The organism is Mesorhizobium sp. PAMC28654 (genome assembly GCF_020616515.1).
GTDB lineage: Bacteria > Pseudomonadota > Alphaproteobacteria > Rhizobiales > Rhizobiaceae > Mesorhizobium.
Window position 1 is genome coordinate 5,712,866 of the sequence record NZ_CP085135.1, and the last position, 18,390, is coordinate 5,731,255.

Genomic DNA, 18,390 nt, shown 5'->3' on the forward strand with positions numbered 1-18,390 from the left:
AATCGGGCTCGATACAGCGTGCCACAGCCTGGGGCATGCGGATTCGAAAGGACTGGCATGGCGCTGGACAAGGAAGAGATGAGCGAGCGCGTGCTCGCCATCGCCGAAACGCTGATCGACAGTGGTGGCGCCGAGAACCTAAAGGCGAGGACCATCGCCGAGCAGGCGGGGATCGCTGTCGGGTCCGTCTACAATCTATTCGTCGATCTCGATGAGGTTCACCGCGCCGTCAACATGCGGCTTCTCGATCGGTTGGGTACCGCGGGCGCTTCGGCAATGGCCGAACTCCAGGGCGTCAAGGACACGCGGCAACGCCTGCTGGCGCTGGCGGGCGCCTATGTGCGGTTCGTCGAGGCGCATCCCGGCAGCTGGCCGGCGCTGCTTGCCTTCAACCGTCGGCGCGCCCTGGCGACGGAGCCGGATGCCTACGAGGCGCGGCTCGACCAATTGTTCGAGATCATCGCAAGCGTGCTTGGCGATGGCGGCTTCGATCTCGATGGAGATCGGCTCCGGATAGCTGCCCGGGCCCTGTGGTCAAGCGTGCATGGCATCGTCACCAGCGGCTATGCGGCGAAATCGGCGCGCGGGCAGGCGCACGAGGTCTGGCAACAGATCGAGCTGCTGGTCGCCGTTTTCGTCAGGGGGCTGGAACGGGGCGTGACATTCGACCATGTTTAGGCAACACCGTCATGAATCGTGGCGACGACAATGGCGCTGGCCATTGCAGGGCAAAGTGGAGGTTTGAGCGATGTCTTTTCTGAAGAAGCTTTTTGGTGGCGGTGGCGGTGGCAATGAGGCCGCCGAGCCGAAGAGTGCCGCACCGGCAAAGCAGGTCGAGAACAAGGGTTTTCTGATCAGCGCCACGCCCTACAAGGCCGATGGACAGTACCAGACCTGCGGCATCGTCTCCAAGGAGATCGACGGCGTCATGAAGGAACACAAGTTCATCCGCGCCGACCGTTTTGCAGGCCTTGACGATGCCGTCGACATCTCGATCAAGAAGGGCATGCAGCTGATCGACGAGCAGGGCGAGAGGATGTTCGGGTAGGGGGCATGTGATCAGACTCATCGACGGTTCATCCGCGATAGCTGCCGCTCGCAACTTCGTTCAGCTTGTCTTGGAAGGTATGCCGCCCGCTAATGAAGCTCTGAGTTGCGCGCTTGATCAGCTTGTGAGCGCGTATCACAAAACCCCGCGTGGCAAGCCTGCCGATACCGACTTGACTGGACGGAGCGGCGACAGCTCAACGCTTTACGAAGCTCTTGCCGTGCGGTTTCCTGATTATCGGTTCTATCCTGTGGCGGACCCGCGTGCTGGCGCCGAGGCCAAATCCATGATGGGTGATGCACTCGAAGACATTCGGGACGTCACGCTGGATATGTGGGAGGTCATCTGGAGAGCGGAGCACCTTGGCCTCGACGACGCGCACTGGCATTTCTACCTGCTTTTCTCCGACTGGGGGCGACATATGCGCGAGTTGTCCCTCTACCTCCACGCAAGGCAATTCGGTTGATACCGAGCCAGGGTTGGGCGCGCTCCCTGCCGATGGCTTGTGAGCCTAAAGCGGCAATTCCGACGTGTATTTGATCGTTTGGCTCGGAACATCCGTCTTGACGTTCTGCACGCCCTTGATGCGGCTGAGGTGTTCGGACTGGAAGCGGCGGTAGTCGTCGATGCCGGCGGCCACCACGCGCACCATGGCGTCGCAGTCGCCCAGCATCAGGTAGCATTCCATCACCTGCGGCAGCTTGGCGACCTCGGTGGCGAAGTGCTCGATCGTGTCCTCGTCCTGCGCCTTCAGCCAGATGCGGGTGAAGAAGGTCAGCCCCTTGCCGATGCTGGCGGGGTTGAGCACCGCGACATAGCGGTCGATGACGCCGGCTTCCTCCAGCAGTTTCACGCGCCGCAGGCAGGGTGACGGCGACAGGCCGACCTCGTCGGCCAGGTCGTTGTTGGCCATGCGCCCGTTACGCTGCAGCGCGCGCAGGATGCGCTTGTCGATCTCATCCAGCTTCATTGGCTCTTGATTCCAGCATCTTGGGAATTTATGAAATCAGATGCCAAAATCTGACTGAATGCAACAATCTTCGCAACCAAATTGCTCGCGGGCATCTGTATGTTTACCGCCGACATCACAGATATCCACGCAGACAGGAAGCGGCGGCCGCGAGGCCGGTCGATGGAAGATCATGAGCATTTCACAGGCGGCATTGTCCCGGGAGGCGGGAGAGGGATCCGGCTCGGAATTCCGGCGCGGGATCGTGTCCTGCACGCCGGTTCTGCTGGGAACCATCCCCTATGCGCTCGTGCTTGGCGCGCAGGCCACTCAGAAGGGGCTGCATGTCGTCGAACTGTCGGCGATGACCGGGCTGAACTTCGCCGGCGGATCGGAATTCGCCGCGATCCAGCTGTGGACCTCGCCGCCGCATGTCGCGCTCATCGTCGCTATCACCTTCCTGGTCAACAGCCGCCACCTGTTGATGGGAGCGGCACTGGCGCTGTTCCTGCGCCATCTGCCCCGGCGAAAGGTGTTTCCGGCGCTGTTCCTGATGTGCGACGAGAGCTGGGCGCTCGGCTTGGCCGATGCGCGGCAGCGGGCGGATGCAGGCATCGGTCCGGCCTTCAGCCTGCGCTACTATATGGGCGCGGCACTTGCGATGTATCTCGCCTGGGTGGCCTTCACGACGCTCGGCGCCATGCTTGGCCCGGTGCTAGGCAATGTCGAGCCCTATGGCTTCGACATGGCGTTTCCGGCCGTCTTCCTGGTGCTGATGCGCGGCATGTGGAAGGGCTTTGCCGCCGCGCGGCCCTGGCTGGTCAGCCTCGTTGTGGCGGCGCTCGTCTATCTGTTCGTTCCAGGCGCCTGGTACGTCGCCGCGGGTGCGGTGTCCGGGCTTGTCGCGGCCTATGTGCTGGCAGGTGACGCATGATCGATCCGGCAACCTTTTTCACCATCGTGCTGATGGCCGGCGTCACCTATCTGACGCGCATCGGCGGCTATGTCGTGCTGCGCAACCGCACGCTCAGCGCCCGCGCCACGGCGGTGATGGAAGCCGCGCCCGGCTGCGTGCTGATCTCGGTCATCGCGCCGGACTTCGTGTCGAAGAATCCGGCCGACCTCGCGGCGCTCGCCATCACCGTGCTTGCCGCGACGCGCCTCTCCATGCTGCCGACCGTTCTGATCGGCGTGGGCGCGGCTGGTCTGCTCAGGCATTTCATCGCGTAAAGAAAAAGGCAGGCGCCGAAACGCCTGCCTTTTTCAGTTCGGATTGTTGGTGCTTAGGCAGCCGCTTCGATCTGGCGGCTCGCGGCCACAACAGCGTCGACCTTGGCGGTCGCCTTGGCCAGCGCGGCCGTCACCGCGTCAGCGCCCATGCCGACGCCTTCGATGCGGATGACATCGACATCGGTCATGCCGACGAAGCCGAGCACCGAGCGCAGGTACGGGATGGCATGGTCCATCTGGACCGCCGCACCTTCCGAATAGATGCCGCCGGAGGCCAGCACGATGTAGACCTTCTTGCCGGTGACGAGACCCTTGGGGCCATTCTCGCCATAGGCAAAGGTCTTGCCGGAACGGGCGACGTGATCGACCCAGGACTTCAGCGTCGAGGAGATGTTGAAGTTGATGAAGCCGGTGGCCAGGATGATGGTGTCGGCGGCAAATAGTTCGTCGACGACGTCATCGGAAACGCCGACGACTTCGGCCTGGCGCGGGGTGCGGGCTTCAACCGGCGTGTAGATGCCGCTCGCATAATCCGCATCGATATGCGGCAGTGGGTTGGCGACGAGGTCGCGCACGACAAGCGTGTTCGACGGGTCGGCCGCAAGCAGCTTGTCGGCGAATTCGGTGGCGATGCGGGTCGAGTGCGAGGCGTTGCCGCGCGGGCTGGACGTGATGAGAAGGATGGACATTTGGGGGCTCTCCAGTGGGAATTGAATTGTCCCGCCAGATATGGGCCTATCGACCCATTCGATAAACTGGTATATTTTCTATACGATCCATCTATAGAATAGATACAACGATGCAACCCAATCCGACGCTCGACCAACTTCAGATCCTGGTGACAGTCGCCGACACCGGCAGTTTCTCGGCCGCCGGGCGCAAGCTCAACCGGGCGCAATCCGTCATCAGCTATGGCATCGCCAATCTCGAGGCGCAGCTTGGCCTGAAACTCTTCGAACGCGAGGGCACGCGCGAGCCGCAACTGACCGAGATCGGCCGGGCGATGCTGGAGGATGCGCGGCGCATGGTCGGCATGCTGCAGCGCATCCGCTCGCGGGCTGACGGCCACCATCAGGGACTTGAGGCCGAAGTCGCGCTGTCGGTCGATACGGCACTGCCCTCACCGGTGCTGGTGCGGGTGCTGAAGGCGTTCGAGGCGCGGTTTCCGACGGTTATGCTGCGCCTGCATATCGGCACGCTCGGCCTGATTCCCGATCATGTTGTCAGCGGCCACGCCGATCTCGGAATTGGCGGCTTGTTGGGCGACGTTGACGTGCATCTCGTGCGCATCGGTTTCATGTCGATCGTGCTGGCGGCCGCGCCTAGCCACCCGCTGGCGCTGCTGCCCAAGCCCGTGGCGATCGAGGATGCGCGCGAACACACTCAGCTTGTTGTCACCGACCAGTCCGAGCGCACAAAGGGGCGCGACTACGGTGTCTTCGCCTACCGCACCTGGCGGCTGACGGACATGCGCACCAAACATATGCTGATGCGCGAAGGGCTTGGCTGGGGCGGGCTGCCGCGATGGCTGATCGCCGACGACCTGGCCAGTGGCCGGCTGGTCGAAATCGATCTCGAACCCTTTAGCGAGGTGAACTCGCCGCTGTTTGCCATGCATCGCAACGACACCAGTCCGAAGCCGGCGGCCGCCTGGCTGATTGAGCAATTCAAGCGCCAGCTCGGCTGCTTCAACGAGTTCGAGCCGGGGCAGGTGCCTGAGGACGAGCCGTCGACAACCCATCAATCAGCGCCATGAGAACGGCGCGGTAGTCTTCGCTCGAACCGCCAGCCTCGATGGCGAGCGCCGCCCGGTCGAAGGCCGCGGCGAGCAGTGCGGTCAGCGCTTCCGCCGGCAGCTTTTGCAGGGTGCGCGCGCGCATTGCCGCGACAAGACCCTCGCGCAGCGAACGATTGCCGTTGCGGTTGTCTATGGCATCCATGGCCGCGCGGCCGAGCACGGCTGGCCCATCCAGCAGCAGCAGCCGCGTGCGGCCGGGCGCGCGCATGGCGGCGAGATAGGAGTCCGAACCGGCGATCAGCGCATCGCGGGCATCGAGCGCGGGCGGCGAGGCGCGGTCGATCTCGTCGGCCACGGCCTGCGCCTCCTGTTCGACCACGGCGGCAAACAGCGCCTGCTTATCGGAGAAATGGTGATAGAGCGCGCCGCGCGTCACGCCGGCGGCTGCGACGATCTCCGGTGTGCCGGTCTCCGCGTAGGATTTTTCGGTGAACAGTTTTCGCGCCGCGTCAATGAGGTCGGTGCGCGTCGCTTCGGTGCGATCCCGGTTGGAACGGCGCGCGGATTCCTGTTGCATACATGCAGCCTGTATGTTAATTCGATTTACATGCAGACTGTATGTTAATTGACGGGAGAATGAAAGATGAAGATCACAAGCTATTACCCGGTGCTGATGGCCGGCGACGTCGCCGGTACGGCCGCGTTCTATGTCGAGCATTTCGACTTCAAGCCGCTGTTCGAAAGCGACTGGTACGTGCATCTGCAATCGGTCAACAGCACCAGAGTCAATCTTGGCATCGTGCAAGGCGACCATGAGACGATCCCGCAGGAGGGGCGAGGGCGGACCTCGGGCCTGCTGATCAATTTCGAGGTTGCGGATCCGGATGCCGCCTATGCGCGGGCCGTCGCCGCCGGCCTGCCGATCCTGCGAACGCTGCGCGACGAGCCCTTTGGCCAGCGCCATTTTATCACGAAGGACCCTAATGGCGTGCTGATCGACGTGATCAAGCCGATCCCGCCCAGCGAGGAATTCCTGGCTGACTATGCCCAGGGTGTGGCGGAAAGCTGAACTGCGGCCACCCGGCTGGCGAGTTCGCTGCACGCGATACCCATCTTTTTAGCTAAGTTGCCCGGCGCCAGCCGAAATGTTTGCCTCTGCTCCTCAATGGAGAAAGGGAAATCATGTCGAGAATAATTCCTGTTGCAGCGCTTATCGCGGTCATGGGTTTGTTTGCAGTTGGCGCGGCTGACGCAAAAGGTGGTCATTCGATACGGACCACGCGGTGTGGAACCGACATTCAGCGACTTTGCCTGAACACACCTGCCAATCAGGCGGCGTCTTGCCTGAAGAAGCACATCAGCGAACTGAGCCCCGCCTGCAAGGCAAAGTATAGCAAGTAGCCGCCAGGAGCGGCCGGCTTGCCGGCTGTATCTTGCGGAGCCACGGCACGAGACGCCATCTTTTCAACTGGATTTCTTAGTTGTAGCTAATATAACTAGCTCTCTTCCTTGCTGGAGGGGAAAGTCATGGTCAGAGCCGTTTACATAGCAGTGGTTGCCGTCATCATAACCCTTGGCGCCTCCGGCGTGGCCGACGCCAAGGCTGGCGTACGAACCACCTCGCCGTGCGTACCCGACTACAAGCGGCTTTGCTCAAAGACGCCTGTTGGCGAGGCGGCGTCTTGCCTGAAGAAGCACATGAGCGAGCTGAGCCCTGCCTGCAAGGCGAGATTCAGCAAATAGTTGTTGGGGCGAAGTGGCCGGCTAGCCGGCCACTTCGCTGACCAATGCCGATCACGGCGCGATGAGCCGGATCAGCTTCGCGCCACCGGCGTCACCGTCACCTGGCTGACGCCGGTGCGACGCACGACCGTGCACAGTGTCTCGCGGCCGATGCGCTCGGCGTCGAGCATGCGCACGAGATCGTCGACGCCGGTGACTGGGCGGCCGTCGATGGCTGCGATGATGTCGCCTTCCTTCAGGCCGGCCTTTGCCGCCGGGCCGTCCTTCTCGACGCCGCGCAGGCGCACCGCGGTGCTGGTCGACACCTGCGACAGGAGCGCGGCGCGGCGCGGCAGATTGGTGGTGTCGGCCGACACGCCGATGAAGGCGCGGCGCACGCGGCCGAAGCGGATGATCTCCGAGATGACGAAATTGGCGGTGTTGGAGGCGACCGCGAAGGCGATGCCCTGCGCGCCGTGGATCATGGCGGTGTTGACGCCGATGACCTCGCCCGCCGACGACACCAGCGGCCCGCCGGAATTGCCGGGGTTGAGTGCCGCGTCGGTCTGGATGACGTCGTCGATCAGGCGGCCGGTCGAGGCGCGCATCGAGCGGCCTAGCGCCGAGACGACGCCCGAGGTGACCGTCCATTCGAAGCCAAGGGGATTGCCTATGGCAATGGCGATCTGGCCACGCTGCAGCCGCTTGGAATCTCCGAGCGGCGCCACATCGGCGAAGCTGCCGTCGGCCCGCACCAGGGCGATGTCGGTGTCGGGATCGCGGCCAAGTACCCGGCCTTCGCTGGAGGCGCCATCGGGCATCGAGACGCGCACTGTCTTGGCGTCGCCGACAACATGGAAATTGGTGACGACCAAGCCGTCCGGCGCGATGACGAAGCCGGAGCCATGGCCGCCCTTACCGCCGATGCGTTCGATGCGGCAGACGGCCGGCCCGATGCGGTCGACCGCGTTCGCCACCGTCGTCGAATAGGCGTCGAGCAGTGTGTCGTCGGCCAATGTGTCGGTTTGAAATTTCTGGGCGGCGAGGGCCATGGGTGGGGCTCCGTGGTATCAGGCTTAGGGATGACTATATGTGCGAAGCGGCTAGAACCGCCGCGACCTGACCAGATGGCCAGCCAGACCAGCAACTAGCCGTCAGGCGAGTACCTCCGGGCGCGCTGTCGAGCGATATCTGGGGCATGAAAAAACCCAGGAGATCATCATGAGCGACTTCAATCTGAATGCGTTTTCGCAAGCCATCGCCGACCTCGCCGCCAAGGCGGCGCCGGTAACAGCGAGCTTCGCCACGCATCATCATCGCACGGCCAGCGCCTTCCATTGGAGCGACGGCTATTTCGTCACCGCCGAAGAGGCCGTCGAGGCCGGCGAGGAGATCGAACTGACGCTGGCTTCGGGCGAGACGGTGAAGGCCGAACTGGTCGGACGTGATCCTTCGACCGGTGTCGCCCTGCTGAAGCCGGCGGTTTCAGCCACCGCCGCGACGCTCACCAAGGCCGACGCGGTGCGGCCCGGCAATATCGCCATTGCCATCGGCAACAGCCAGGGTTCGGCATTGGCGGTGTCGGGTTCGGTCGGCGAAGTCGGTCCGGCCTGGCGCTCGATGCGCGGCGGCACCATTGACCGGCGCATCAATCTGGCTGTTGGCGCCGGCGGCCGCTTCGAGGGTGGTCCGGTGCTTGACGCCAAGGGCGCGCTGATCGGCATGCTCTTGTTCGGGCCGCGTGGCCGCGCGCTGGTCATGCCCTACGAGACGATCGAACGCGCCGTGGCGACATTGCGCGAAAAAGGCCATGTCGCGCGCGGCTATCTCGGCGCTGGCCTGCATCCGGTGCGCGACCGCGATGCGCATGGAGCGATGGTGATGAGCCTCGACGAGAACGGTCCCGCCAAGGCCGCCGGCCTCTCTCTTGGCGACATCATCGTCTCGTGGAACGGCGAGGCGGTGCATGGTCCGCGCGACCTGATCCGCAGGCTCGGACCCGACAGCGCCGGGGTTTCTGTAACCTTTGGCGTGGTGCGTGGCGGTGAGCAGCGCGATGTGACATTGACCATCGGCGAAAAGCCGCTGAGCTGAGAGGATTGATGGAAAGCGACACGCTGACAAGACGTGACGTGGTTGAGCCTGACGTGGCGGACGGCGAACGCCAGCTCGTGGTGCTGATCGTGCTGCGCGATGCCGCGCGCGCCGAACGCCTGTCAGCCTCGCTTGCCATGGCGGACGATCTGCTTCCAGTCGTGGCCAGTGGCGGGATAGCCGATGTCGCGGTCATCGATGATGCTGTTGCGAATAGCGCGGCCTGGGTCGATCGAGTGAGGGCAGGCAGTGCCACGGCCCCGCAAGTGTTGCTCTCCGTGCGCGCTATCCGGCCACAAGGCCAGGTGTTCGCGGTGCTGCCGTTGGCTGCGGATGCAACCTTGATCGCGGCCGCCGTCAGGTTGGCGGCGGCCGGCTACCGGGTGTCCGGCGACGGCCGTTCGACGCCGGATCGCCATGACGATTTCGATCGCGGTGATGCGGTCAGCGGGGTTGGAGACCAAGGCGGGCTGTTCGGCGAGGAATCGCTCGACGATGCCGCCACCCCCCGGCCTGCGCTGTCGCCGCGCGAGGCCGAGGTGCTGGCGCTGCTGGCCGAAGGCGCGCCCAACAAGGTCATCGCGCGGCGGCTCAACATTTCCGTGCACACGGCGAAGTTCCACGTCGCCGCCATCCTGATCAAGCTCGGCGCCGCCAACCGCACCGATGCCATCGCCATTGCCATGCGGCAGGGACTGGTGCTGGTTTAGGGAACGACGGCTCAGGCAGATCTATCGATCATCGTCAGAGTCAGTGCTGCCACTCATCCGCCTGCCGGCACCTTCGCCCCGTATAGTGACGGGGAGAAGAGAGATGGCCGCATTCTCAGCGCCCGCCCTGCAACGTTGGCGATTGGCGAAATCCCGGGCGAAGGCGTCTTCCTCCCCGTCACTATACGGGGAGAAATGCCCCGGCAGGGCAATGAGGGGCAGCGCGACGCTTGCCGTTCCAAGTCGTTGGCCGCAATCAGGCCACGGAGACCGTCCGCAGCGTCACCATGTCTCGGCACGGCAAGCTCTTGTATCCCGCTGCGGCGCGCGCAAGGATTGCGCCAAGGAAACAAACGCACGTGGAGGAAAAATGTCGCTCAAGGGAAAGACGCTGTTCATCTCCGGCGGGTCGCGTGGCATCGGGTTGGCGATCGCGCTGCGCGCCGCGCGTGACGGCGCCAATGTGACGATCGCGGCCAAGACCGCCGAGCCCCATCCGAAACTGCCTGGCACGATCTACACGGCGGCTGAGGAAATCGAGCAGGCTGGCGGCAAGGCGCTGCCGATGCTGTGCGACATCCGTGAGGAGGCGCAGGTGGCCGAGGCGGTCGCCAAGACCGTCGAGAAGTTCGGCGGCATCGATATCTGCGTCAACAATGCCAGCGCCATCCAGCTCACCGGCACGCTGGAGACCGACATGAAGCGCTACGACCTGATGCACCAGATCAACACGCGCGGCACGTTCCTGGTGTCCAAAATGTGCATTCCGCATTTGAAGTTGGCTGACAATCCTCACATCCTGAATCTGGCGCCGCCGCTCGACATGAAGGCGAAATGGTTCAAGAACCACGTCGCCTACACGATGGCCAAGTTCGGCATGTCGATGTGCACGCTGGGCATGAGCGCGGAATTGGCCAAGGACGGTATCGCCGTCAATTCGCTGTGGCCGATCTCGACCATCGACACGGCGGCGGTGCGCAACCTACTGGGTGGCGCGACGGTGGCGGCGATGAGCCGTTTGCCCGACATCATGGCCGACGCCGCGCATGCCATCTTCATGCGCCCGTCACGCGAGACGACCGGCAATTTCTACATCGACGAGGAGGTGCTGCGCGCCGAGGGCGTCACGGATTTCTCGGTCTATTCGCCCGGAGCGACCGGGCCGCTGGCCGGCGACTTTTTTGTGCCCGACGAGGTGTTTGCTCGTACGGACAGCAAGATCAGGAGCATCTATTAGAGGCTAGCGGCAGGTCGGCGCCGCGCTTGACCATCCGCCGATCGATGAGTTACGGAAAGCTTTGCCCACACAAGGCGTTAGAACGCCGATCCTGCCGGAATGATTCAATCTCCGGCAGGCGCTAAGCCTCGTCCTTCTTGGCCTTTCCGAGCCCCATCAGCCGGTCGATATAGGCCAGCATGAACGCCGAGACGACGAAGGCGAGGTGGATGATGGTCAGCCACATCAGCTGGTCGGTCGTGTAGGTGGACGAGTTCAGGAACACCTGCAGCAGGTGGATTGACGAGATGGCGACGATGGTCGAGGCGACCTTGACCTTCAGCGAGCCGACATCGATCGTACCAAGCCAGTGGACGCCGCCGCCGTCCTGGTCGTCGAAACGGCTGACGAAATTCTCGTAGCCGGAGATGATCACCATCACCACCAGCGAGGCGACAAGGGCCGCATCGATCAGGCCGAGCATCTTCAGGATGGTGTCGGTGTCGCCCAGCGTGAACGCCGTGGTGGCGAACTCGTAGAGTTTCTTGCCGAAGGACAGCGCGTAGATGGCGAGCGCCACGCCCAGCCCGACATAGAAGACGACCAGCAGCCAGCGCGAGGCGAGGATGATCGATTCAATTGCGAGTTCGAGGCGTTTCATGGGTGGTCCGGCGAAGTCCTTGTGGGGTCGAAGTGGGATCTGATCGTTTTTCGTGCAGGCGGCCGCGGTTTGCAAGGCCTTTTGCCCGAAAACAAAACCCCGCCGGAGAGGGGCCGGCGGGGTTCATGTGTCCCGCTGGAGTCGGGACGGGGCAGGGAAGCCCTGCGCTAGATTTGGGGTGGACAGTGTGGCGAATCAATGATGCGGCACGAATCTTCTTGGGCCGGGGTCACGGCCCGAGAGACTCTCCCACCCCGGCTGGGCCGGGGTGGGTCGCTTCTTATCCTGATTCCGCAAATTAGGTCATGGTTTTGAAATCATGACCTAATTGTTGCTGGCGACAGGCGCCACCAGCGAAGTGATGCGGCGGATGGCGACGCGCCGGTTCTCGCGGTTGGGCGCCGACGTGTTGACCTTCAGATATTCCTCGCCATAGCCCTGTGTGGTCAGGTTCTCGGGCGGGATGCCGAAGGCATTTGTCAGCGCCTCGGCGACCGACTCGGCACGCCGGTCGGACAAAGCGAGGTTCGCCTCCGGTGTGCCGACCGCGTCGGTATGGCCTTCGATCAGGAAGGTCTCGGCCGGGTTCTTCTTCAACAGCTTCTCCATGGCGTCGGCGACGCCTTCGAGTTTCTGCACCTCCGTGTCGGAGATCGAGGACGACCCGAATTCGAAGTTCAGCGTGTCGAGGTCGACACGCCGCGCAATGTCACGCACGCGAGCCGAACGCTTGACCTCGTCGATCGAATAGAGGCGCTGGACCCGCTCCACCGGTGGCTGTTCCAGGAAGGTGTAGTAGTCGTCCGGGCTCTGGACATCCTCGGAATCCAGGATGTAGTCGCGACGCGGGATGTTCAGCCGCATCGGCGGCAGGTCATCGCCGGGATCCCGCCAGTCCTGGTCATCCTGGTAGTGCCGTTCGTCGACATAGCTCAGCACATACTCGCGGCCACCGGGCATGATGCGCGAACGCTGGACGACATCGCCGTAGCGGTTGCGGATGGTGACGATCTGGACGCCATTGTCGCGCTCCACCGTCTCGCGCGTGCGGCCCTGTGGCAGGTCCTCATAGTAGACATCCTTGGCGCCGCGATTCATGCGCGGACCGTCATTGCTCTGCACGATCGTCTGGTTGTTGAGCAGTTGTATGATGACGCGGTCGCCAATTTCCTTGAGCACGTCGACACCCTTGGGGCGTCGGCGGTCGCGGATGTTTTCGTCAGGCGCGCGATCGATCCGCTTGCCCCGCTCCTGCGTCACAGGAACCATCTTTTCGGGCTTGATCTCCTGCTGGGCTGCCTTGTCGTCGGTTGGCGGCGGCCCCTGGTCGACAGGAGCAACCTGAGGCTTCTGCCCCTGGTCGCCATTTTGCTGGCCGTCCTGGTTGCGGTGCTTCTTGCCACCCTGACCCTGGCCACCTTGACCCTGACCTTCCCCATTTTGGCCCTGGCCGCCGGCATTCTGGCCGCCCTGATCCCGGCGCTGGGCATCCTTCTGGCTGTCCAGCAGCGGGGCCTCGCCCTGCACGGGGTTTTCGCCCTGCGCCGGCTTGTTGTTGTTGGCCGGCTGTTCGCCATTCGCGGGCTTCTGGCCCGTTGCAGGCTGCTCGCCATTTGCCGGCTTCTGGCCTGTCACGGGCTGTTCTCCCGTCGCGGGCTGCTCGCCATTGGTAGGCTGCTCACCGGGCTTCTTGCCATGCTTCTTGGTCTTGTCCTGCGGCTGTTCGCCGGTCTGGGGCTGTTCGCCTTGGACGGGCTTCTGCTCGGTGCCGGGAACCGGCAGCGGCTCAAGCTTCGGCGCGGTTTCTCCGGCTGGTGCCTGCTTCTTGGTTGGCTCGGGCGCGGCTTCCGGCGTCACGGCAGGTTGCGTGGCGTCTGTCGGTTTCTTTTGCTTGTCCGGCTTGCGCGCGGGTTCAGCGGCCGGCGTCTGGTCGGCCGGTGCGGCCTCGGCCGGCTGTTGCTGGTCCTGCTTCTTCTTGCGCGGTTTGACCTCTGGCTGGTTGTCGTTCGCGGGTGCTACCTGCTCAGCCGGCTGTTGCGCGGGCGCCTGCTCGGTCTGCTGCTGCTGGTCGCGCTTCTTCTTGCGCGGCTGCTGTTCACCTTGCGCGGGCTGCTCGGCCTGGGCTGGAGCCTGCTCGGTCTGTTGCTGCTGGTCGCGCTTCTTCTTGCGCGGCTGCTGTTCACCTTGCGCGGGCTGCTCGGCCTGGGCTGGAGCCTGCTCGGTCTGCTGCTGCTGGTCGCGCTTCTTCTTGCGCGGCTGCTGTTCGCCTTGCGCGGGCTGCTCGGCCTGGGCTGGAGCCTGCTCGGTCTGCTGTTGCTGGTCACGCTTCTTGCGTGGCTGCTGCTGCTCCTGGCCTTGCGCGGCGGGTGCCTGCTCGCTCTGCTGCTCGTGCTTCTTCTGAGGCTTCTGCTCCTCTTGTTTCTGCTCGGGCTGCGCCTGCTTTTTGGCGCAGGCTTCCGCCGATTCGCCCTCGGCGCAATTCGACTGCGCCAGGAGCAGCGGCATGGTGGTGCCTTGCGAGGGGCCGAACCCGGCGCTGCCCTGCAGCGGGAACGCGCCCAACGGCGCGGATGCCATCAACAGGCCAAGTGCCGTGCCCGCCAGTATCCGTGGTTGGCGTTTCATCTGAAATTCTCCTTGTGGGTCCCATCTGTGCCCCAACCGATGGTAACCGGATTGGTTCCGGTTTGGCAGGACATGGAAGCAGCCATAGAGGTTTGACCGGCGTTTTGAAGGCGGCTTCGTGACATTCATATGGTTCACGCACCATTTCGGGTGTCCATGATGCTTGACCTTGGACCGCCACAGGGCCACATCCGCACGATGGAAGCGCCGTTCTGGAAAACAAAGACGCTGGAGGCGATGAGCCCGGCCGAGTGGGAATCACTCTGCGACGGCTGCGGCAAATGCTGCCTGTCGAAGCTCGAGGACGAGGACACCGGCGAAATCTACTGGACAAGCGTCGGCTGCCGGCTGTTCGATGCGCAGAGTTGCCGCTGTTCGGACTACGCCAACCGTCTCCAGCGCGTTCCCGATTGCATCGGGCTGACGCCACGGAATGTACGCACCATCAGCTGGCTGCCCAGCACTTGCGCCTACCGCCTCGTCGCCGAGGGCGAGGACCTTTACTGGTGGCACAGGCTGGTTTCGGGAAGCGCCGAGACCGTCCATGAGGCCGGCATCTCGATGCGCGGCCGGGTCAGCGCCAGCGAGACCGACATGGCCGATCCGGAAGACTATTTCGACCACATGCTCGACGACGAGCCCTGAGCCCGCGCTTCGCAATCATGGTAAACGCCAGGTAAAGACCGCACCGAAGCCGGTGCCGGCATGGGTTTTGCGGCAGGGACGGTCAGGGTGATCCCCGTTTGCCGAAGCTCTTTGCACCCGACGCTGACAGAAAAAGCCGGCGCCTCCTTCTTCCTGCCACATGAACCGAAAATGAACGGCCGGTTCGCGGAGAGTTCAGACAAGCGGGTGCATTCTCCACGCATAGGTTCGAGGACGGGGCGAAAGCCTCAACAAGGAGAGAGACTATGTTCAACACCATCAAGACGGCGACGCTTTCGGCCATGATTGGCCTCGGCACGCTGGCCGCCATGCCGGCGGCTCATGCCGACAGCCTCTATCTAGGCTTCGGCACCAACAGGGATGCCCGCGTCGGCGTCTACCCGGTCGACGACGATGGCTTCTACCGTCGCGACAATCGGCCGGACTGGCGCTCTGACGATCGCGGCCGTCCTGACGACCGCGGCTGGCGCCGGGGCTGCTCGCCAGAGCGGGCTCTCGACAAGGCGGAGCGCATGGGCCTCTACCGCGCCCGCATCGTCGATGTGAGCCGCCGCACGGTGAAGGTCATGGGCCGCCAGCGCGGCGACCGCGTCGTGATCGTGTTCGCCAACGAGCGCGGTTGCCCGATCATCAATCGCTAAAGCGCGTCTTTTTTGATGCATGTCAGGCGACATGCGTCAGGCGTCCGGGGCACTTGCAGCCCTGAGTAGCGAGCCCCCTTCCGCCAGCAACGAAGGGTGCGGCTCGAAAAAAACCCCGGAGGACCTGGTCCTCCGGGGTTTTTCTTTGCCGGGTGTCGAGGATCGCCGCCGGCGATGCGGTCTTTGTTTTGATGCATGTCGTTGCCCCAAAACCGCTGCGCACTTTTGGGCGACATGCATTAACCGCCGGCGGACATCTCCTTCGAGGAGGATTACTTCAATTCGAAGGTGACGGTGACCTGCACATTGTAGGCATTTTCGCCGGCCTGTGTCGGGACGGCGGCGCCGGCGACCGAATCGAACGCCTTGGCGTTGATCGCCATCGGCATCGGCCGGATGTTCTGGTCGTTGATCTCCAGCACCCGTCCGAGGCTGACACCGGCGGCCTCGGCCAGTGTCTTGGCCTTGGCCACGGCGTCGGCCACGGCCTTCTTGCGGGCCTCGGTGACCGTCGCGGCCGGGTTGTCGTTGGTGAAGGAAATACCGCCGCCCTGGTTGACGCCGAGCGACACCGCCTTGTCGAGGATCTCGCCGGTCTTGTCGATGTCGCGCACCCGCACCGCCAGCGTGTTGGTCACCTGGTAGGCGACAAGCTCGGCGTCCTGGCCGCCGTCGGGCTTGTTGGTGTAGTTGTAGCGCGGGTTGATCTGGATACCCGCAGTCTGCAGGTCGCGATCCTTGATGCCGGCCGCCTTCATCGCCGCGATCACGGCGGCCATGGCGTCATTGTTGGCATCGAGCGCGGCGCGCGCCGTCTTGGCCTCGCGCATGACGCTGAGCGACAGCAGCGCCAGGTCCGGCGGCGTGGTGGCCTCGCCTTCACCGGTCACGACGATGCGGGGCGGGGGCAGCGAATCGGCGGCTCCAGCCATCGCCGGAAAAGCGATTGAAGCGGCGAGCGCGAGTGGCAAAAGATGTCTGGTCATGAAAAGCTCCTTGGTCTGCGATAAAGTCGCGACGCTCAACTAGGGCGTGAATATGTGCTGATTTGGGCGATCTCCGAAAGCCCATCGGGAAGGCCTTGTGCCGCGATGCGAAAAACATTAATCCAGCCGGCGTGGGGCCTGTAGCTCAATGGTTAGAGCCGGCGGCTCATAACCGCTTGGTTGGGGGTTCGAGTCCCTCCGGGCCCACCATTAGAATTTTATTCTAGTTTTGTGCCTATTTTTAGAAAATGATCCGCTATATTGATCGTTTTGCGGAACGATATCGCGCATCGAGCGACATATTTGCCATATTTTGGAAGTTTATTCTCCAGTGGGCATGTCAAGGAAGCGCAGCATAAGAGCAAGTGTGGTGTTCTCTGTGGTATCTAACTGGCGGTACCACAATCCTCAAATTGTGCGGTTGTTTAATTTACTGATAACTATGTAACTTATTGTAATCATTGATCTGTCGCGTTGGTGGTTCGAGTCCCTGCCGCGAAACCATACCGCAGTGTCGGACCACCTGAGTGGTTGAATGCACCAATGGCAGGCGGAGATTTCAAGGGGCAACTATCCTAAACCAATCACGCATAGTTTGCCGAATTCGATCCGACTCCTCGGCAGGAATCGTACTCATGTGGCAAATCGTGTTGCGCAAGTGACCGATCAGCCTTGCCTCTTGCACAAGGCTCTTGTCGCGTACAACCTCGTCGAACACCCCCTTCCAATTGTGGTCAATGACCTTCAAAAGTTGGGGCAGGGTCATTAAGGCCGATTTGTCTCGAGACCCGAGCGCCATCCAGCCCTTCATTTCCTCCGTCTCTTCCAGCTTGCTGACCTCCATCTGAATGTCGCCAGGTAGTTTATCCCACCATGTCTCCTTTCCGTCTTTGGAAAGCACCCCGACAATCAACTCGCGTAGATAGCCCTCGAACACGAAAAACAATCGATAAGCCTCTGCGGCTGCCGCTGAACGCCGAACTAGCCCGTCTTATGCACGACGATGGGCCTTTGAGGCTGGCGGATGTAGCTTAAGCGGTTGATTTGGCGTAGGATTCGGTTGCTTAGGCCAACCCTTCCACCGCATCTCGCGAGCCACACCCGCCATGACCGACGATACGTTGCTGCCGCTCTCTTTTCCAGCCGTTGGACGCAAGAAGATCACAGCTGCGTTTGACGGCGGACGCATCACCTCGGATGGTGGCGTCATGCTTTTGGCTGCGGCCGAGCGACGCCTGCAACTGGCCGACAGGCTGGCCGCCGCGATCCCCGATCCGCGCGATCCAGAGCGGGTGACGCACGCCATGGCCGACATTCTGCGCGCCCGCATCTTTGCGATCGCGTGCGGCTACGAGGACGCCAATGATCTCGACCGACTGCGTACCGACCCGGCATTCAAGCTCGCCTGCGGGCGGCTGCCCGACAGCGGGATTGATCTGTGCTCGCAGCCGACCTGCTCGCGGCTGGAGAACCTGCCCGACCTGCGCACCGTCATCAGGCTTAGCTGGGTGCTGGTCGATCTGTGGTTGTCGAGCTATGCCGCGCCGCCGAAAAGCGTCACGCTCGACATCGACGATACGCTGGATGTCGTTCACGGCCATCAGCAGCTCTCGCTCTTCAACGCCCACTACGACGAGCGTTGCTTCCTGCCGATCCATATCTACGACGCCGCGACAGGACGCCCGGTCGCCATGATCCTGCGTCCTGGCAAGACCCCGGCGGGCAAGGAGATCCGCGGCCATCTGCGCCGCCTTGTCCGGCGCATCCGCGCCCGCTGGCCTGCCACCCGCATTCTGATCCGCGGCGATGGCCACTATGGCCGGGCGCAAGTCATGGCCTGGTGCGAGAACAATGCGATCGACTACCTCTTCGGCCTGCCCGGCAACAAGGTACTGCAGCGTCTCGTCGATGAAGCCGCCGACGATATCCGCACCCGCCGTGCGCTCGAGCACAAGCCGGTGCTGCGCGGCTATGCCGAGACCCGATACAAGGCGAAATCCTGGAAGGCCGAACGCCGCACCTGCGCTCGCATCGAAGCGACCACCCTCGGCCTCGACATCCGCTTCGTCGTCACCAATCTCGACAAAGGCTCCGCTGGACTTGC

General features: G+C 63.2%; 21 protein-coding genes, 1 tRNA gene and 1 pseudogene. 15 read left to right on the plus strand and 8 right to left on the minus strand.

The features are described 5' to 3' along the window. Positions 1 to 57 precede the first annotated feature (57 nt). The 3 genes from LGH82_RS28075 to LGH82_RS28085 all read left to right on the plus strand — a co-directional run bounded on the left by LGH82_RS28075 (position 58) and on the right by LGH82_RS28085 (position 1,514). Positions 58 to 678: a TetR/AcrR family transcriptional regulator gene (locus tag LGH82_RS28075; RefSeq protein ID WP_227345821.1), complete on the plus strand. Its 621-nt coding sequence runs from the start codon at positions 58 to 60 to the stop codon at positions 676 to 678. A gap of 70 nt (positions 679 to 748) precedes the next feature. Further along, positions 749 to 1,048, plus strand: a complete 300-nt coding sequence (locus tag LGH82_RS28080) for an HlyU family transcriptional regulator (protein ID WP_227345822.1) — start codon at positions 749 to 751, stop codon at positions 1,046 to 1,048. Between the two features lie 7 nt (positions 1,049 to 1,055). Beyond that, positions 1,056 to 1,514: a hypothetical protein gene (locus LGH82_RS28085; protein WP_227345823.1), complete on the plus strand. Its 459-nt coding sequence runs from the start codon at positions 1,056 to 1,058 to the stop codon at positions 1,512 to 1,514. 45 nt (positions 1,515 to 1,559) lie between these two features. Here the strand turns inward: LGH82_RS28085 and LGH82_RS28090 are convergent, their stop codons facing one another. Beyond that, positions 1,560 to 2,018, minus strand: coding sequence for an Lrp/AsnC family transcriptional regulator (locus LGH82_RS28090; RefSeq protein WP_227345824.1), 459 nt, complete (start codon positions 2,016 to 2,018; stop codon positions 1,560 to 1,562). A 172-nt stretch (positions 2,019 to 2,190) separates the two neighbouring features. Between LGH82_RS28090 and LGH82_RS28095 the strand changes: the two genes are divergently transcribed. Then, a complete protein-coding gene (locus LGH82_RS28095; protein WP_227345825.1) occupies positions 2,191 to 2,931 on the plus strand; it encodes an AzlC family ABC transporter permease in 741 nt (246 codons plus the stop codon). Next, entirely contained in the window at positions 2,928 to 3,227 is a 300-nt protein-coding gene (locus LGH82_RS28100) for an AzlD family protein (RefSeq protein WP_227345826.1), read from the plus strand. Before LGH82_RS28095 ends, LGH82_RS28100 begins: the two co-directional genes overlap by 4 nt. A gap of 53 nt (positions 3,228 to 3,280) precedes the next feature. Here LGH82_RS28100 and LGH82_RS28105 read toward each other — a convergent pair whose 3' ends face one another. Next, positions 3,281 to 3,916: an FMN-dependent NADH-azoreductase gene (locus LGH82_RS28105; RefSeq protein ID WP_227345827.1), complete on the minus strand. Its 636-nt coding sequence runs from the start codon at positions 3,914 to 3,916 to the stop codon at positions 3,281 to 3,283. A gap of 110 nt (positions 3,917 to 4,026) precedes the next feature. Between LGH82_RS28105 and LGH82_RS28110 the strand changes: the two genes are divergently transcribed. Next, a complete protein-coding gene (locus LGH82_RS28110; protein ID WP_227345828.1) occupies positions 4,027 to 4,983 on the plus strand; it encodes a LysR family transcriptional regulator in 957 nt (318 codons plus the stop codon). On the opposite strand, the gene LGH82_RS28115 is transcribed toward LGH82_RS28110, so the two are convergent. Further along, positions 4,916 to 5,542, minus strand: a complete 627-nt coding sequence (locus tag LGH82_RS28115) for a TetR/AcrR family transcriptional regulator (RefSeq protein ID WP_227345829.1) — start codon at positions 5,540 to 5,542, stop codon at positions 4,916 to 4,918. The two genes, LGH82_RS28110 and LGH82_RS28115, sit on opposite strands and share 68 nt — an antisense overlap. Positions 5,543 to 5,608: 66 nt before the next feature. Here LGH82_RS28115 and LGH82_RS28120 point away from each other — a divergent pair, with 66 nt between their 5' ends. Continuing rightward, the gene (locus tag LGH82_RS28120) at positions 5,609 to 6,034 is read left to right on the plus strand and encodes a VOC family protein (RefSeq protein ID WP_227345830.1); all 426 of its coding nucleotides are present in this window, start codon (positions 5,609 to 5,611) and stop codon (positions 6,032 to 6,034) included. Positions 6,035 to 6,492: 458 nt separating this feature from the next. Continuing rightward, the gene (locus tag LGH82_RS28125) at positions 6,493 to 6,708 is read left to right on the plus strand and encodes a hypothetical protein (RefSeq protein ID WP_227345831.1); all 216 of its coding nucleotides are present in this window, start codon (positions 6,493 to 6,495) and stop codon (positions 6,706 to 6,708) included. Between the two features lie 71 nt (positions 6,709 to 6,779). Here the strand turns inward: LGH82_RS28125 and LGH82_RS28130 are convergent, their stop codons facing one another. Next, positions 6,780 to 7,739: a S1C family serine protease gene (locus LGH82_RS28130; protein ID WP_227345832.1), complete on the minus strand. Its 960-nt coding sequence runs from the start codon at positions 7,737 to 7,739 to the stop codon at positions 6,780 to 6,782. A 169-nt stretch (positions 7,740 to 7,908) separates the two neighbouring features. Here LGH82_RS28130 and LGH82_RS28135 point away from each other — a divergent pair, with 169 nt between their 5' ends. The 3 genes from LGH82_RS28135 to LGH82_RS28145 all read left to right on the plus strand — a co-directional run bounded on the left by LGH82_RS28135 (position 7,909) and on the right by LGH82_RS28145 (position 10,728). Further along, positions 7,909 to 8,781 (plus strand): S1C family serine protease, encoded by an 873-nt coding sequence (locus LGH82_RS28135; RefSeq protein WP_227345833.1) that lies wholly within the window; start codon positions 7,909 to 7,911, stop codon positions 8,779 to 8,781. An 8-nt stretch (positions 8,782 to 8,789) separates the two neighbouring features. After that, positions 8,790 to 9,491 (plus strand): helix-turn-helix transcriptional regulator, encoded by a 702-nt coding sequence (locus LGH82_RS28140; protein WP_227345834.1) that lies wholly within the window; start codon positions 8,790 to 8,792, stop codon positions 9,489 to 9,491. A gap of 370 nt (positions 9,492 to 9,861) precedes the next feature. Further along, positions 9,862 to 10,728, plus strand: coding sequence for an SDR family oxidoreductase (locus LGH82_RS28145; RefSeq protein WP_227345835.1), 867 nt, complete (start codon positions 9,862 to 9,864; stop codon positions 10,726 to 10,728). A gap of 121 nt (positions 10,729 to 10,849) precedes the next feature. Here LGH82_RS28145 and LGH82_RS28150 read toward each other — a convergent pair whose 3' ends face one another. Next, entirely contained in the window at positions 10,850 to 11,368 is a 519-nt protein-coding gene (locus LGH82_RS28150) for a TIGR00645 family protein (RefSeq protein WP_227345836.1), read from the minus strand. 324 nt (positions 11,369 to 11,692) lie between these two features. Beyond that, positions 11,693 to 13,993, minus strand: a complete 2,301-nt coding sequence (locus LGH82_RS28155) for an OmpA family protein (RefSeq protein WP_227345837.1) — start codon at positions 13,991 to 13,993, stop codon at positions 11,693 to 11,695. Between the two features lie 198 nt (positions 13,994 to 14,191). On the opposite strand from LGH82_RS28155, the gene LGH82_RS28160 reads away from it, so the two are divergent. Together LGH82_RS28160 and LGH82_RS28165 are read left to right on the plus strand one after the other, a co-directional pair. Beyond that, positions 14,192 to 14,638, plus strand: a complete 447-nt coding sequence (locus LGH82_RS28160) for a YcgN family cysteine cluster protein (RefSeq protein ID WP_227349703.1) — start codon at positions 14,192 to 14,194, stop codon at positions 14,636 to 14,638. Between the two features lie 266 nt (positions 14,639 to 14,904). Beyond that, on the plus strand, positions 14,905 to 15,300 hold the full coding sequence (locus LGH82_RS28165; protein ID WP_227345838.1) for a hypothetical protein: 396 nt from the start codon (positions 14,905 to 14,907) through the stop codon (positions 15,298 to 15,300). A 272-nt stretch (positions 15,301 to 15,572) separates the two neighbouring features. Here the strand turns inward: LGH82_RS28165 and LGH82_RS28170 are convergent, their stop codons facing one another. Next, the gene (locus tag LGH82_RS28170; RefSeq protein ID WP_227345839.1) at positions 15,573 to 16,286 is read right to left on the minus strand and encodes an SIMPL domain-containing protein; all 714 of its coding nucleotides are present in this window, start codon (positions 16,284 to 16,286) and stop codon (positions 15,573 to 15,575) included. Positions 16,287 to 16,420: 134 nt separating this feature from the next. Here LGH82_RS28170 and LGH82_RS28175 point away from each other — a divergent pair. Continuing rightward, a tRNA-Ile gene (locus LGH82_RS28175) sits at positions 16,421 to 16,496 on the plus strand. Between the two features lie 349 nt (positions 16,497 to 16,845). On the opposite strand, the gene LGH82_RS28180 is transcribed toward LGH82_RS28175, so the two are convergent. Beyond that, the gene (locus LGH82_RS28180) at positions 16,846 to 17,223 is read right to left on the minus strand and encodes a Swt1 family HEPN domain-containing protein (RefSeq protein WP_227349704.1); all 378 of its coding nucleotides are present in this window, start codon (positions 17,221 to 17,223) and stop codon (positions 16,846 to 16,848) included. A gap of 169 nt (positions 17,224 to 17,392) precedes the next feature. Between LGH82_RS28180 and LGH82_RS28185 the strand changes: the two are divergent. Further along, positions 17,393 to 18,382: pseudogene (locus tag LGH82_RS28185) on the plus strand (IS1380 family transposase); the annotation flags it as partial. Between the last annotated feature and the right edge of the window lie 8 nt (positions 18,383 to 18,390).